Source organism: Bradyrhizobium sp. SEMIA, assembly GCF_014844175.1.
GTDB classification, from domain to species: domain Bacteria; phylum Pseudomonadota; class Alphaproteobacteria; order Rhizobiales; family Xanthobacteraceae; genus Bradyrhizobium; species Bradyrhizobium arachidis.
In genome coordinates this window covers 7,776,413-7,790,422 of the sequence record NZ_CP046601.1, presented here as the reverse complement: position 1 = coordinate 7,790,422, position 14,010 = coordinate 7,776,413, and the positions used below count along the sequence as shown (strand labels likewise).

At 61.9% G+C, this 14,010-nt stretch carries 18 protein-coding genes; 5 read left to right on the top strand and 13 right to left on the bottom strand.

Translation table 11 applies throughout. The features are described 5' to 3' along the window. The 7 genes from FOM02_RS37435 to FOM02_RS37405 form a co-directional block, all read right to left on the bottom strand. Entirely contained in the window at window positions 1-267 is a 267-nt protein-coding gene (locus FOM02_RS37435; RefSeq protein WP_265440886.1) for a hypothetical protein, read from the bottom strand. A gap of 58 nt (window positions 268-325) precedes the next feature. Further along, on the bottom strand, window positions 326-847 hold the full coding sequence (locus FOM02_RS37430) for a hypothetical protein (protein WP_265440885.1): 522 nt from the start codon (window positions 845-847) through the stop codon (window positions 326-328). Between the two features lie 113 nt (window positions 848-960). Further along, window positions 961-1,536 carry a hypothetical protein gene (locus FOM02_RS37425; protein WP_265440884.1) on the bottom strand — a complete coding sequence of 192 codons (576 nt, stop codon included), beginning with the start codon at window positions 1,534-1,536 and terminating at the stop codon, window positions 961-963. A 207-nt stretch (window positions 1,537-1,743) separates the two neighbouring features. Further along, entirely contained in the window at window positions 1,744-2,937 is a 1,194-nt protein-coding gene (locus FOM02_RS37420; protein ID WP_265440883.1) for a hypothetical protein, read from the bottom strand. Continuing rightward, entirely contained in the window at window positions 2,934-3,809 is an 876-nt protein-coding gene (locus FOM02_RS37415) for a tail fiber domain-containing protein (protein WP_265440882.1), read from the bottom strand. The genes FOM02_RS37420 and FOM02_RS37415 overlap by 4 nt, the downstream gene beginning before the upstream one ends. Window positions 3,810-3,885: 76 nt before the next feature. Beyond that, window positions 3,886-4,341, bottom strand: coding sequence for a hypothetical protein (locus tag FOM02_RS37410; RefSeq protein WP_265440881.1), 456 nt, complete (start codon window positions 4,339-4,341; stop codon window positions 3,886-3,888). A 57-nt stretch (window positions 4,342-4,398) separates the two neighbouring features. Beyond that, window positions 4,399-5,136 carry a hypothetical protein gene (locus FOM02_RS37405; RefSeq protein ID WP_265440880.1) on the bottom strand — a complete coding sequence of 246 codons (738 nt, stop codon included), beginning with the start codon at window positions 5,134-5,136 and terminating at the stop codon, window positions 4,399-4,401. A 249-nt stretch (window positions 5,137-5,385) separates the two neighbouring features. On the opposite strand from FOM02_RS37405, the gene FOM02_RS37400 reads away from it, so the two are divergent. Next, entirely contained in the window at window positions 5,386-5,862 is a 477-nt protein-coding gene (locus FOM02_RS37400) for a hypothetical protein (RefSeq protein WP_265440879.1), read from the top strand. A gap of 16 nt (window positions 5,863-5,878) precedes the next feature. Here FOM02_RS37400 and FOM02_RS37395 read toward each other — a convergent pair whose 3' ends face one another. After that, entirely contained in the window at window positions 5,879-6,235 is a 357-nt protein-coding gene (locus FOM02_RS37395) for a hypothetical protein (RefSeq protein WP_265440878.1), read from the bottom strand. Between the two features lie 343 nt (window positions 6,236-6,578). Between FOM02_RS37395 and FOM02_RS37390 the strand changes: the two genes are divergently transcribed. Further along, complete coding sequence (locus FOM02_RS37390) at window positions 6,579-6,830, top strand: hypothetical protein (RefSeq protein WP_265440877.1); 252 nt, start codon at window positions 6,579-6,581, stop codon at window positions 6,828-6,830. Window positions 6,831-6,834: 4 nt separating this feature from the next. Here the strand turns inward: FOM02_RS37390 and FOM02_RS37385 are convergent, their stop codons facing one another. From FOM02_RS37385 to FOM02_RS37365, 5 genes are all read right to left on the bottom strand, one after another. Further along, a complete protein-coding gene (locus FOM02_RS37385; RefSeq protein ID WP_265440876.1) occupies window positions 6,835-8,307 on the bottom strand; it encodes a hypothetical protein in 1,473 nt (490 codons plus the stop codon). Further along, on the bottom strand, window positions 8,307-8,915 hold the full coding sequence (locus FOM02_RS37380; RefSeq protein ID WP_265440875.1) for a hypothetical protein: 609 nt from the start codon (window positions 8,913-8,915) through the stop codon (window positions 8,307-8,309). The genes FOM02_RS37385 and FOM02_RS37380 overlap by 1 nt, the downstream gene beginning before the upstream one ends. A gap of 3 nt (window positions 8,916-8,918) precedes the next feature. After that, window positions 8,919-9,194, bottom strand: a complete 276-nt coding sequence (locus tag FOM02_RS37375; RefSeq protein WP_265440874.1) for a hypothetical protein — start codon at window positions 9,192-9,194, stop codon at window positions 8,919-8,921. After that, entirely contained in the window at window positions 9,191-9,460 is a 270-nt protein-coding gene (locus FOM02_RS37370; RefSeq protein WP_265440873.1) for a hypothetical protein, read from the bottom strand. The genes FOM02_RS37375 and FOM02_RS37370 overlap by 4 nt, the downstream gene beginning before the upstream one ends. Before the next feature lie 475 nt (window positions 9,461-9,935). Beyond that, window positions 9,936-10,748 carry a FadR/GntR family transcriptional regulator gene (locus FOM02_RS37365; RefSeq protein ID WP_265440872.1) on the bottom strand — a complete coding sequence of 271 codons (813 nt, stop codon included), beginning with the start codon at window positions 10,746-10,748 and terminating at the stop codon, window positions 9,936-9,938. Between the two features lie 173 nt (window positions 10,749-10,921). Here FOM02_RS37365 and FOM02_RS37360 point away from each other — a divergent pair, with 173 nt between their 5' ends. From FOM02_RS37360 to FOM02_RS37350, 3 genes are read left to right on the top strand one after another with little or no spacing between them, the layout of a single operon-like run. Next, complete coding sequence (locus FOM02_RS37360) at window positions 10,922-11,887, top strand: dihydrodipicolinate synthase family protein (RefSeq protein ID WP_265440871.1); 966 nt, start codon at window positions 10,922-10,924, stop codon at window positions 11,885-11,887. A gap of 32 nt (window positions 11,888-11,919) precedes the next feature. Continuing rightward, a complete protein-coding gene (locus tag FOM02_RS37355) occupies window positions 11,920-13,032 on the top strand; it encodes a BMP family ABC transporter substrate-binding protein (RefSeq protein ID WP_265440870.1) in 1,113 nt (370 codons plus the stop codon). A gap of 9 nt (window positions 13,033-13,041) precedes the next feature. After that, on the top strand, window positions 13,042-13,905 hold the full coding sequence (locus FOM02_RS37350; protein WP_265440869.1) for an ABC transporter permease: 864 nt from the start codon (window positions 13,042-13,044) through the stop codon (window positions 13,903-13,905). The last annotated feature ends 105 nt before the right edge of the window (window positions 13,906-14,010 follow it).

Here is a 14,010-nt window from a genome sequence, read left to right as displayed (position 1 = left end):
TCATCGCTTCGCTTTCCGCAGCGCCTCATGGAGGTCGCTCATGCGTCGGCGCAGATCGACGAGCTGAACGCGCCTTCGCAGGCTGTGGGGACTTGAATCGATCTCGCCCCCCAGCTCGGCATCGAACCTTTCGAGTGCCGCCACGCGCTTCTTCAGTCCGTAGAGGGCGAAGTTTTCCGCAATCCGCTCCGCCGACATCGGTTCGCCGTAGAGACTTGTGGTGATGGACTCCGCGCGTTCAATGAAGTTCCGGTCGTTTTCGCTCATGGTGTGTTTTCCTGTCGTGAATTCTGTTGATCGGCACCGGCGAGGCGACTGACGACCTCTAGAAAGGAAAGAATATTGGTGGAGCGAGGCGTCGCTCCGGCCTGCCCGCCCCGTCAGTGCGACGACCGGAGGTCGTCGCGATTGGCCACTCCTGTCGCGGAACAGGGGCAGTCTTCATCGGAGGAGCAAACGGATTTGGATCTACGTACAGCTCGTTTTTGTCTCGGGTTGTCGGCGACAATGCTGGCGGCAGCTCGATCGGATCGGACGGCCTTGCACCTTCGATTCTTTTGCGGAAGTCTTCGGCATGCGCGCGGAGATACCTGATCACGTCTCCGAGGATATCCGCCGGATCACTCACGCGCCCCTGCGAGCTCTTGAACGATTTGATGTAGCCGTCCAGATCATCGGCCCGTGCTTGCCAGTCCTTCTGGACCCCATCCGGATAGTAGGACTGATTGCCTTCCAGGAGATCGCCCAGTTGCTTGCGAACGGCATCGTAAATACGCGGGCGATCTGCCTCCGCGATCGTCGTCTCGTAATCCGGGGGAGGCAGATACTGTCGCTCGATGGTAGCCATGATGAATTCCTGTCGAAGCATGCCGAACAGATCCCGCGATCAAAAGGATCGCAGGATGATTCAGCTGACGAGTAAGGGTGAAAGACGGGCTAGCTGCGCGCCCGGGCGCCGAACTATTTTAAGTCCGAGAACTGCAGATACAGAAGACCCAGAGGGATGTTCTCGACGTATTCGTTTCTCTTGCGTGCTTGCCCCTCGTAGATCCACAGGCGAAGCAATGGCTCGGTAAGCTCCCTTGCAGCCAGGCGATCGCCGCCCGAGAAATAGCAGCAACCGGCGCTGCGGCTGCGGCCACCGTTGGCAAAGACGATCACCTTATGGGACCCCGAACGCTCAACGTTGAGCGATATCGTCAGATCCGATTTTGTCAGCTCGATCGTGCAACGCCTCTCGTACTGACATTCTTTCGCGACCCCCTCTTGGTTGGACGCACCCGTCGCGCCTCTGGCGACATCCGCTGTTGTCGTGCCGTCGAAAGCATAGGATATCGTGTAGTCACCAGCAAACGCGTCGACTGACAGAAGAAGGCCTGTCGCGACAATCACGACGGACAAAATACGACTCAACGGCATGAGTATCCTATCCTGGATGCATTCAGCGCCAAACGAGGTACACTCGTTGTTCTTCGCACCCTTGATGACGACGTCGAGGACGATGAAAGATAGGCACTGAGACGCCGAGAAGTTCACTTTGCTCTCCTCTCGGCTTCAGATTGCACCGAGCGACCGCGAGGCTCAACGGCTGCTGCATTTCTGGCAAAGAACCACTGCATTCCGAAACCACTGTGGCGCAAGAACCGCGTTATCAGCGACCGCCAATCGAACATCCGGCACTCCCGGCAAAATTAGAACAAATAGGGAACATTGTCAATTCCGACGACCGCTATGAATTCCCGCTCATTCTCCGCGCGTTCGCCTTGCCTGGTACAGCGCGACCGCATCCTTGAGATCGCCCGTGCTGGAAAGCCGCGCGCTGAGCGTTCGTAGATCGTGCTGACCACGCTCACCTCGGCTCGCTGCCAAGCCCGGCCTCTGCACCGGCGGCATCGGCCTTGCCGCGACGGCATCCCTCGCTTTCATCATCAGCCGGTATTTGCCCGCATCGTACATCATGCGCTGGAACGTCGCATTGCGCATCAAGGGCTCGTTGTCGAAGAGGCGTTGCAGCTCTTCCGGCTCGATGCCGCTGGCCCTGGCCGAGGCCATGATCTCCTGCGCTACGGCCTGCCTGACGCTGCTCGCTTCTTCCTTCAGCATCGTCTCTAACCGGGCGTCCTCTGCCCTTGCATAGTTCACAAAGTTGCGCCGCGTGGCATCCGCCGTCCGCCGCATCTCCTCGTGTTGACGCGCGCGCAATTGCTCGCTTCCCGCAACGATCGCCTGGATACGCGCCAGCTTTGCGGGATCCTGACGCGCTATTTGCGCCAGGGCTTCCGGAAGCCGCTCCGGCGCAAGGCCGGCCAATTCCGGAAATTGGCTGACAAAGCTCGCCTGCGCGATCTGCAGGGCAGTATCGAGGCCGTCGGCATAGCTCTGCCGCGCGCGCTCGACCTCGCCGACCTTTTCCTCGAGTGCGAGGCGCACCTGCGGATGCTGCATGAGCTGCTCGAGATCGGGATCGATCTCGGCGGAACGTTTCCCTGGATCCTGCTTTGTGCGCGAGGAAGCTTCAATCTCCTCGTCAGGCTCCTCACCGTCCTTGGGCTGCTCAAAGCCGTAGAACTCAGGCGCGTCGGGATCATTGGCGGCTACGTCTGCGCGCAGCGCATCGATCCTAACGGCGAGTTCCTCCGAAGACTCGTTCTCGGCGATCTGCCTGTCGCCAGCCGTTGCGCTTGCATAATCCCGCGCGGCGCGCGCGAGCGTTACGGCCTCGTTCGCGGCAGCTGGCTTGCCTTCCGCGTCTGTATATCGCCTGACGACAGTTTCGGGCTGGGTCTTGGATCGCCGGTCGGCAACGTCGCGCAAGGAAGCGCTGTCGCCATCGATTGATGCGTGCTCCGGATCCCCGTTAGAATCCGGCATCTCCGCGTAGCCCGCATTGGCGAGGTCGAAGGTGGCGCCCGTCACATCGAGATTTGGCTCGATCATGGTTGCTTCCCGACAGTGAAGTTGAACTTGAACGGACTCATAAGATTGCCGATTCCGCCAGCCAACGTCGCAAACTGATCGATCCCGGACTTCTCCTGCGTCCCCGTCGTCGTGCTGTTGCCCTGCGTGCCAAGTTGCGCGATCGGCACGCCGATCTGCGCGAGCAGACCCAGCGCTTGCACGGGAATGCCGCGGCGCTGCGCCTCCTCCGCCAGAGTGGCATTGGCGCCATAGTTCTGTGCGTCCAGCGCCGATTGCGCGGCTGTCACGCCCTGGCCGCGATTGGCGAGATCGCTCTGCTGCATCTGCGTCAACGTGTTCGCCGTCGTGTTGCCGGCATTGTAGAGCGCGCCCGCGGCAGCAAGCTGGTTCGCCACATCCTGATTGTATTGCGCGGCGATCACCGGCGCCTCGGCCGCCGCAACGCCTCTTCCTAAAGCCATCAGGTTGGCACCGCTGAAATCGCGGCCCGCGGCAGCGAACTGCGAGTTCACGTCGTTGCCGACATCCGACCGGATCTGCGCAAGCTGCGCAGTCAGCGCCGGATTGTTGCCGAGCATGCTGCCGCTCGCATAAGGCGTCAGCAAGTTGCGATAGGTCGCGAGGTTGTCCTGCACATTGCTGGCCTGGGCGGTGGCGCCGCCGCCGCTCAGCAGCGACTGCGCATAGTTCGCGATCTGGCCCGCATAGGGATTGCCCGCCGCAGCGTTGTTCTTCAGCGTATCGAGTGCACTACTCTCCGCTGACGTTAAGCCGGTGTTGTTGAGCCCAGTGCTGATCTGGCCCAACATCGTTTGCAGTGCGGGCTGCGCGGCAGCCCATGGTGCCGACTGCGATTGCACGGTCTGCGTGGAAGTGGATTGTCCACCCATGGACGATGTTCCTTCTGGGTTTCGTTATGTGTGATCTGTCGTTGCAAAAGACCTGCGAACCGCATGGCGGCCCGCATCAACGCGTCGACGGCAAGCGCTTGTCGATGATCGCGTGGGTTTCCTCATATCCTTCAAGCACGCGTGCCCAGCCTTTCCGGCCGAAGATGCGCACGCACCGGCACCCCTCCGCTTCAGCGTAGGCTTCAATACCGCCGATCAAAGATAGCCAGCGCGCGATGCCGACACCGGCGCAGGCCGTGATGACGCAGACCTTGCCCGCTTCCGTCTGCTCAAGGCTTGTCGATGCAACAGCCTCGATCGTCGAGCCGCTCCAGGCGACCCAAAGCAGCGATGTGCCGTCGAGAATGTCGCGCTCTATCGCGGCGAACGCCGACAGCCCCGTTCTGACAATCGCCCGCAAGATGAGGGGAGCGACGAGCGGCCAAATCTCGCGCACGTATTCCGGATCGATGCAAACGAGTTGGATGTCGCCCGCGCACCGATCGCGCCAGAGATCGCGTGGGCCCGGCATTTCAAAACGGAAAGAAGATCGGCGGCTGGACCGGCCAAGGCGTGGTGGGTTCGTTGGTCAGGAGCCGCGCGGGCGATCGCCGCCCCCTTGTTGGGTATCCGGCGGCGGTTGGGAGGACACTCGCGATATCTCAGACGAGGGACCTTGCGGCGACGCAACGAGACCTTCCGGAAACGCCGGCGCGCCAAAGATCGGGGCGGCATGATCCGGAAAGGCCGGCGCCAGCGGACCCGGTGCCGATGGTTGCAACCGCATCTTCCTGTCGGCCCAAGACCTCAGATCTGCGATCGTCATCTTATCGAGGAACGGATTGGCCGTGATCGCATCATCGCCAAGAACCGACCTGGCCGAAGCTGCTGGGTCGGCACCAAGCACCTTGAGCGCACCCGAGGGGCCCGCAAAATGCGCCAGGTAGACATTGGCGGGAGTCGCTTCGTGTCCGGCCCGAACAAGCCTCTTGGCATTCTCGGCCGCATAGGCTTCGACCATCTCGGCCGAGAGCTTTGGGTCCGTGCGCAGCGCCGCGAGCTCGTCCGGCGTCCCGGTCAGGTCCGGCCGGTACTTGGCCAACATATCGAGCCAGGTCCCACGCAGGAATTGTCCCGCTCCCAAGGCGCTCGAGAGCCCGTTCACGGCATTTGCCCTGCCGCCGCTTTCGGTGCGCACGATCTGATTGGTCAGCGGGCTGGTGGCTCTCGCTACACCCGGCCGATAGGCAGCCTGCTGCTGCTGAAGCGCACGGATGCGGTCGATCAGATCGGCTGCTGCGTTGCCGAAGGTTCGGGGATCATACACGTCTCGTTCGGTCGCAGTCGGATTGGCTCTCCGTGCAGGCCGCCCGGCGATCGCCGACAGTCTACCGAGAAGACTGCCGGCGCCAGCATATGCCCCCGGAGCAAAGACATCATCATCGCGAAAACCCACATCGACCTCCATGTCGGGATTTGGAAAGGAGCTCGCTCCGTCCTCGAGACGAGCCAGCGCAGTTGCAATGCCGGACGATCCATCTATAGCTATGGGGACCACCACTGCAGGATGTGACAAATGAAGCTGCTACCCGTTGCGTTCGCCCTGATGCTGACCGGCACCGCCGCACAAGCCGTCGACTTCCGCTGGACCCTTGGCTACGGTCAAGGCACGCTGGAAGCGAATATCGAGAACGGCGCCGGATCCACCTTCAGCATTTACTGTCCGGCGGGCAGCGACGACAAAACGCCGGGCATGTTCATTTCGGTCGCGCGGATCAAGCCGCAGGTCAAAGAAGTAGTCGCCGCGCAGATCATCATCGACGGGAAGAACCACCCCTTCCTCCTCGACGGCAGCCAGTTCAAGGCGGAAGGACGTCAGAACCAGTGGGATTTCAGAGAACTCGTCAAGGCGCTCGCCACGACCAAACAGAAATCCTTCGTCGTCGAATTCCCCAAATACCAGACCCAGGAGACGTTCTCGCTACTCGACGTCCGAAAGACCCTGGGCACTGCGAAGAAGTCCATCATCCGGGAATGCGAAGACGGGACCTGATGCGACGTGTGCTTCGTCAATAGTCTTGAGTTCCGCGGTTGCCGGGGTCTCTCGGTGGCGCGTCCGGCGGCGGCGCAAGACGCTGCTGGCCGACTGCGATCTCGATGAGAAGCTTTCCGTCAGCGCCTTCCCAGCACATGATCCGGTTGACGAGCCTCGGCGCCAGATCCGCGATGGCGTAATCGCCCCGCCATATCAGTCCCCATTTTGGACTGCGCGTGACGAGCTCGCGCTTGGGCTCCCAATTTCCCTTCGAGAGAAGGGGAGCGACGAACGCCAGGCATCGCGCGCTGAAATCTGAATGCTCGTGCTCTGTAACCTCATCGATCGGCTCCAGCGGAGGCGTGTCGATGTCAGAATGCTCAGAACTCATTGGAAATCCCGGGTGACCGCAAAGAACCATACACGTAACCGAGGAAAAACGCGATGGTGCTTACAGCGCCCGGACGAAGAGCCCCTTGCCAATAATCAGCGTAGGGCATTTGCTCTCTCCAATATTCATTTAGTGGAAAAATGCACTGCAGGCGTTTCTTGCCGAAGTTGTTCGAAATCATTTGGCGGCGGGCATGGTTGTCCGCGCAAGACCACCGGTTGGCGGCATTGCTGGCCTGAGACGCACTTGCTCCTGGACGTCGTCTATGATGCGCTCATCGCCGCACCCTCAGCCCACCACCGCCCACAAAAACACCCGCCCCGCCGTCGCAGAATTCGCATGCGTGATCGTGAACGCTCCGTTCGCAACCGCGCTCACATACATCGTTCCGTTGCCGACCTCCGTCGCTGCATTCGCTGACGCCGGCACCAGGATCGGCACGGAGCCTGCCGCGCAGTTCGCCGTGGTCACCGTCGTGCTCGATGCGCCTGTCGCCAGCGTCGCGCTGCCGACGGCGTTCGATCTGCCGGCTGCGAGCTGTTGGATCGCAAGCACGATCTTCTTCAGGTCGGTCTCGGTGATGCCAGGTACGTAAGCCGTCATAGCGTGCCGTTGGGTGAGAGATCGGGAACGATGCCGGCGCAGAAGGACCAATTCGTCGCGGCCGGAATGCGCACTTTGAAGCGGGAATAGCGGGTGTCGCGCCGGACATCGCAGCGGCCGGTCCGGGCGTTGACCAGAACCTCCGCACCCGGTATTGCCGCCGCGGACGGCGTGTCGCGCCAGGACACCGAGCCGAACAGGGTCGCAGCGTCGGTGACCGGGCGGAAGCCACGGACGGTGATGCGGTTCTCGTCCGTGCCCTGCTCTGGACTTTCCAGCGTCGCCTCGAGATTCGGGCCGCGGAAAAAGCCGAGCACATGCGCGTTCGAAAACTGCGCGATCTCGGGCTGTACTGCGGTCGCGTAGGCATCGAGGCTCAGCGTCAGCGCATCCAGCGATGACGAGATGCTGTCGAGGTTCTCCAGGGTCAATCCGGTCTGCGAGATGCCCAGCAGATACTCGCCCGTCACCGCGACCGGGAAGAAGCGATCGAGCAGGAAGTCATAGCCGAGCAGCTTGTCGTAGGCGCCGACCGTGCCGGACACCGATTTGTAAGCCCAGTAGACGCGCGTCGAGCGCGGATCGGCAGCGCCCATGAAGAGCTGGAGGTTGCCCTTGTCGAGATCGGCGAGGAAGCTGCGATCGACCTTCTCGCGGCCGATCTGCTGCGGCACGCCGCCCGGCTCGATCTTGTGAAAACCCTGGCCGGCGTAGAAGAAGACGCGCTCCCCGGCGCGAATGATCGAATATGGCGCGTAGAGGCCCTTGTCCTGGGTGATGCGATCGATCTGGAAGATGATCGGCGATCCCGGCACATAGGACATGCGCCGGATCGCCTGATCCTGGAAGATCACCCCGGATTCGCCGCCGGCGACGCCGCGGACGATGCCACCATCCGGAAAGTCCTGGAAGTCGGACGACTTGATCCCGCTGGTCCAACTGTCGACCGCATTAAAGTTGTTCAGCCCGGACCATTGGATCCGGTACGGCGTCGACAGCAGTCCCGATAGCACCAGAAAGCGTCCGACCACGCTGATATAGGCAGCCTGCGGCGGTGAACCCAGCGCATCGACGAAGGCCGTCGACGAGGAGAGATCGAAGATCTGCAGGACAGCGTTGGCCTGCGTCGCGAAGACGAAATTCCCGGTCTGGGCAAACTGCCATTGCGCGGTCGCGGAAAGCGCCGAATAGGACGACGCGCCCTTGGAGACATCGACCCAGGTGAAGTCGGTATTGTTGAGCCGATAGAGTTTTGTACTTGTGCCGGCGAAGGTGACGACGGTGCCGTCCGACTTCAGCGCGTAGAACGCGCCGCGGCACGGCGCCGGCAGCGCCGATGTGTAGGCTGAGAATGACGGAAACGGTCCGTAACCGTCGCCGCGCGGAATAACGTTGAGGATGTTGCGCGTAGCCTGCCCCTCATAGTCGCTGACGTCGGGGCGGTATTCGCCATAGGAAAGGAGTGGCATTATTCGGTCGTCCATGGTTCGGGTTCTATCGAAACAGGCGTCCACGCATTCGAGGGCTGCATGTCCGGCGTCCAGGCTCCCGCGGAAGATGGGGCATCGTTCCAGGCCAGCGGCGGCAAGATAGCCTCCGTCTGCCACGACATCGTATCGAACGGTCGGCGAACCCACGCCTCGTGGTCGCGTTCGTAGGTTGAATCGCCGCCGGCCCAGGCAACCGCGCCGGATCCTGAGGCAAGCGATACGACGAATGGAAGAGACATCCCCGACAGCGCAATCGCACTTGGCGCGGCGATTGCGCGAACCGTCGAGCTCATCGCTGTTCCGCTCAGGAGGAACGAGCCGCCGACGCTCATTAGTAAGGACCTGAATGCCGCCGCATTGCCGGCGAAGGCGAACGTCCCTGGATTGCCCGACCCCGCGACCTTGAAGCCCGCCGAATTCCCGGCCGCCAGCACGCCCGAGCTTGCGGCCGGCTCTGATGTCCTGAATGCAGCCGCTTGCCCCGCGAGAGCGACCGTCCCTCCTACAGTCAGAAGCGCAAGATTCCCGTTGCTCGGGAGTTGAGCCAGCGCCCAACGGCCAAGCGCGTCGAAGCCGAGAAGCGACATGCGTCAAAGCTCCGCAGCCGATCGAAACAACGCGTCGATCTGATCGCTCGTCCAGCCGCAGGCGACGCCGATCGCAACCGTCAGCGGATGGCTGCGCTGAAATGTCGTCGCCCCCGAGACAATCATGTTTGCCTCGAACTGCTGTTCGGGCGGCAAGTCCTCGATCGCCCGCTGGAGCACGGCCGGGATCTCGCCCGTTTTCACCGCAGTCAGCGCTTCCGCCCGCGTGATGACGCCCTGCGCGGCGAGTTGCTGGAAGAACTGCCGATCCGAGATCACACTCGACACCGGGTTGTGAACATCTGGTCGGTCGGTACCTCAACCACCTTCACCTTGATGCCAGTGAGCTTCTCCCATTGCGGGCCCGAATAGTTCAGCGGGTCCAGAGACTGGAGACCAGCCTCCCAGACGATGCTGATCGTTGTACCTGCGTACTTCTTCGCGGCTTCCACCGCTGTGTCGGCCGCATCCTTCTCGGCAGCCGGCGCCGAGGCACTAGCGAGCCCTAAGACAGCGGCTGCGCCGAGAAATGTCCTAAACTTCATCCCTTCCTCCTCCTCTTCTGGACGTCCGGAGTCCGGCAGAGCCGGCTTCGGACCGCTTCTCACATGATCCCAGCCGGATTTGCCAGCCGCCGGCGCGAACGGACCCTGTCGACGGCGACCAGCCGAGAGAAACAAATTCATCTATGTCGAGGATTTGCAGCCCAGGCGCATCGCTGGTCGGGCTTGTCGCCCGCAACCCGAATGGACGCCAGTTGGCGTTGTAGAAGCACTTATCCTCCCCAAAACGCTTGCGAGCGTTGACTTTGGGGCTAGTCTGCGTCGAAGCGGAACCGGCCGACAAATGAGAACTTTGCAAGCATCGGTGAACCGCAGTCACCTGTCTGTTTCGGTCTCCGAGAAGACGAGTCGATTGTGCGGTTACGGATCGGGGTGGAGAACAGGCTTGCCGCGCGATCCAAAGCGCAATGCTCGCGGAAGGTCGTGCCGACGTAATCGTGGCGGAACAGGTTGCGCTTCAGGACAGTGGCCGCGGACGCGGCGCCATTTCCGAGTCGAGGATAAGCCGACCATCGAGTCGGCCATCCAGCCGCTTCACGTATTCTGAAGCTTCCTCCATGTGCGCCTTCATGAGCGCGCGCACGCGCTCGCTGTCGCGCGCGCGGGCGGCCTTCGCGATTTCCGTGTGTATCTTGACGTTAGCGCATCCAAATCGCGTGTGCTCTTCCGGGGGCGTCTGGGTGCTGAAGACAACCAGGCGACGGAGCATCTCGTTGATCAGCTCGCATGCAAAGCGCAGGAAGGGATTGGGGTTTGCTGCAGCCAGGATGTCGTGAAAGTCGAGATCGGCCTGGCGTTGACGTACCAGAAGAGAGGGCTCCTGCGAGGCCGGCTGGCACGTCTGAATGTTCTGCTCTAGCGCGTCGAGCTGGTCGTCCGACAGAAATGGCACCGAGCCGGCAGCTAATTCCGGCTCCAGCAGGCGTCGCGCCGCATAGATGTCCTCCATGCTGACCTCTTTGAAGAACAGGTAGTTCTGCAACAACTGAAAGGTGCGCTCGAGCGGGACCTCCATGATCGTCGCCCCACCAGTCGGGCCGGTGCTGATCGTGATCAGTCCCTGCACCTCGAGGGACTTGAGCGCCTCGCGGATCGTGCTCTTGCTGACCGAAAACAGCCGCTGAAGCTCCTTCTCCATGGGAAGCTTATCGCCCGGACGAAGGTTCTTCTGCGTGATCAGCTGCTTGATCTCTTCGGTAACGAGATCGGCCCGCTTTTGAATTTTCAGCCGCGCCCCCGGCCGCTGCAATTTTTCCAGTTCGATCGTCATTGCAAATTCTCCAAGTCTACCAATAGCTTGAGAGGGTCTGTGCCGGGGCGAACTTGGCGCGCCCGGGGAAACAACCGACTCGTCGATTGACACTTCTTCCATAATCGGCATATTCGTGCAAATCCGGTTTATCATGATAAATATGATAGACAGTTTCGTTGAGGAGAGCGAGTATGGCGATGGATCGGAACATCCCGGAAATCTGGGCGGCGATTCACACGCCCTTCGATGCATCCGGTGCCATCGACGAGGCCGGAGTGCGCCGGAACGTCCGCCACTACATCGCAACCGGATTGGCGGGCGTGTTCTGCAATGGGCTGATCGGCGAAGTTTGGTCGCTGACACTGCCGGAAAGAAAACGTGTCATCGAGGTCATTGCGGACGAGGCGGGGGGGCGCCTTGGGATTTCCGTGGTGATCTCGGGTCCCTCGGTCGAGGAAACCATCGATCTCGGCGAGCATGCGCGTCGGCTTGGCGTCAGCCACGCTGTGCTCATGGTTCCAACCTCCGGGCCACGATCCCCTGCGCAGCAGTTCGCGTATCTGCATCACATCTGCGTCCGACTGGAGATGCCGATCGTCATCTTCAACGCGCGAACGGCCGCGGGCAGCCCATTGGATCCGAGCGTTTTCACGCAGCTCTGTTCGCTATCCAATCTCAAACTCCTGAAGACGACCGGCAATGCAGCCGAGAACGCGGCGCTTCGTCAGGCTGCGCGAAACGGCGTCCTGGTGTCGGACCCACTGGAAGAGAACTTCTTCGCCAACATGCAAGCAGAGGGTCAGGCGATCCTCTATGCCGACCCCGAGCCCTACCTCTATCAGCGCGGCGAGTTTCGCCCGATCGCAGAATACGTGGCTCTGTTGGCGGCTGGGCGGACGGAAGAAGCAGGTCGCATCTGTGCTTCACTCGCGCCGCAACGGGTCATCTTCAACAAGTGGATCATGGACCCGCTGAAGCGCGGTCACATGCCGAACGCGGCGGTCAAGCATTGGTGCGATCTGATCGGCCTCGCCGGCGGCGCGGTGCGCTCGCCGGTCACGCCGCTGTCCGCTGCTGAGAGACGGGAGTTGGAAGCCGATCTCATCGCATGTGGTGCGCCCGGCCTGCTGTCCGCTGCCGAGCGAATTTCGTCGTGACTTGCTGATTGGAATCTTCAACGGAGAGGAACATGACTTTGAAGCCTGTCGACCGTCGCTCGGTGCTCCAGATGCTGGCCGTTGCCGGCTCCGCACCACTCATTCTCAAGAGCACCGTGGCCCGTGCAGAGACGCCGCTCACCGTCGGAGTTCTCTACTCCGGGTCCAAGCAGGATTACGGTTTCAACCAGTCCCACGCGCAGGCCGCCGCGGCCCTGAAGAAGCTGCCCGGCATCAAGGTGATCGAGGAGGAGCGCGTTCCGGAAACGATCGCGGCCCAACGCAGCATGGAAGGCATGATCCGCCAGGATGGCGCTCAACTCATCCTGGCGACGTCCTTTGGCTATTTCAAGCCGCACGTTTTGGAGATGGCGGCCAAGTATCCGGACGTCACCTTCGCTCACACCGGCGGCGTGTGGACGGCGAGCATGCCCGAGAACATCGGCACGTTCTACGCCTACATCTTCGAGGCGCAATACATTTCGGGAATCGTCGCTGGCCACATGACGAAGAGCAAGAAGCTCGGCCTCGTCGCGGCGAAGCCGACACCCAATCTCCTGCGCAGCATCAATGCGTTCGCGATTGGCGCGCGTTCGGTCGATCCGGCCATTCAGGTGCAGGTCATCTTCACTGGCGACTGGGTGCTTCCTGTGCGTGAGGCGGAAGCGACGAACACGTTGGTCGACCAGGGGGCCGACGTCATCGCCGCCCAAGTCGATAGCCCGAAGGTTGTGATCGAGACGGCGGAGAAGCGCAGCGTCATGTCATGCGGCTACCATTCGAGCCAGGCGGATGTCGCTCCCAACGGCTATCTCACGGGAGCCGAGTGGAACTGGATCACGCCGTATCTCGTCTACGCCGGGAGCGTGCGTGGCGGCAAGAAGCCGGAGCACTATCTCCGAGCCGGCCTTGGCGATCACTTCGCCAAGAACAGCCCGTTTGGGAAACTCGTTACGCCAGAGGCGCGCGCAGCGGCCGAGACGGCGAGGGCAGACCTCATCGGCGGCACGCGCGTGATCTACAGCGGCCCGCTCAAGGACAACAAGGGCAACGTCGTCATCCCTGCAGGCATCGTGCAGAGCAGCAACGACCGCGTGCTCGACGGCATCAATTATCTCGTCGAAGGCATCATTGGCCAAGTCTAGGAGGCGCTCTTGTCTTCGATCTCCGGAATCGAACCCGTGTCATCGAGTCCGCCAGTAACCGCAGCCCAACTCGGTTTGGCCTTGCCTGTCCTGGCGGTGCTACTGGCGTCGGCCATCTTCGCGGCGTTCGTCGCCTTGTACGGACAGAACCCCGTCACGGTGTTCGGTCTGATCGTCCAGGGCGGCTTCGGCAGCAGCTTCGCCTGGCAGGATACCTTGTCGCGCGCCGCGCCCTTGGTCCTCGTGGGGCTCGCTGTTGCGATCCCCGCGCAAGCGGGGCTGGTGATTATCGGCGGCGAGGGGGCTTTGGTGCTCGGCGGGCTTGCGGGTGCCGTTGTGACGTTGCCGTTCGCGGGAGCGCACGCGCTTCCCATGCAACTCCTCATGTTGGTGGCTGGCGCCTTGATCGGAGGATTCTGGTTCGGTCTGGCCGGTGTGCTCCGTCAATACCGCGGCATCAACGAAACGATCTCGAGTCTGCTGCTGTCCTATATCGGAATCGCTGTCTTCCACCATCTGACCGAAGGCATGTTGCGCGATCCGGCGAGTCTCGACAAGCCGTCGACCCACCCTATCGATCCCTCCTACGCGCTGCCGACGCTGCCAGGTGTCGGCGTTCACGCCGGCCTCGCGGTCAGCCTATTGCTGGCGATCGCCGCACATGTCGTGCTCCGCTACACCCGCTGGGGATTTGCCCTGCGAGTGGTCGGCGGAAGTGCCCGGGTCGCGAGGATGATCGGTCTTGCCGTGAATCGCTGGATCATCGGCGCCTCGGTCGTGGGCAGGTGGCATGGCGGGAGTTGCCGGTGCAATCGAAGTGGCGGCCGTGCAGGGAACAGCCAACTCGTCACTCATCGTCGGTTATGGGTATAGCGGAATCCTCGTGGCGTTCTTGGCGCGACACCAGCCGCTCGCGATTGTCGCTGTCGCGCTGTTGATCGGCGGCATGCAGGCGAGCGCCAGCCTGCTGCAACGGCG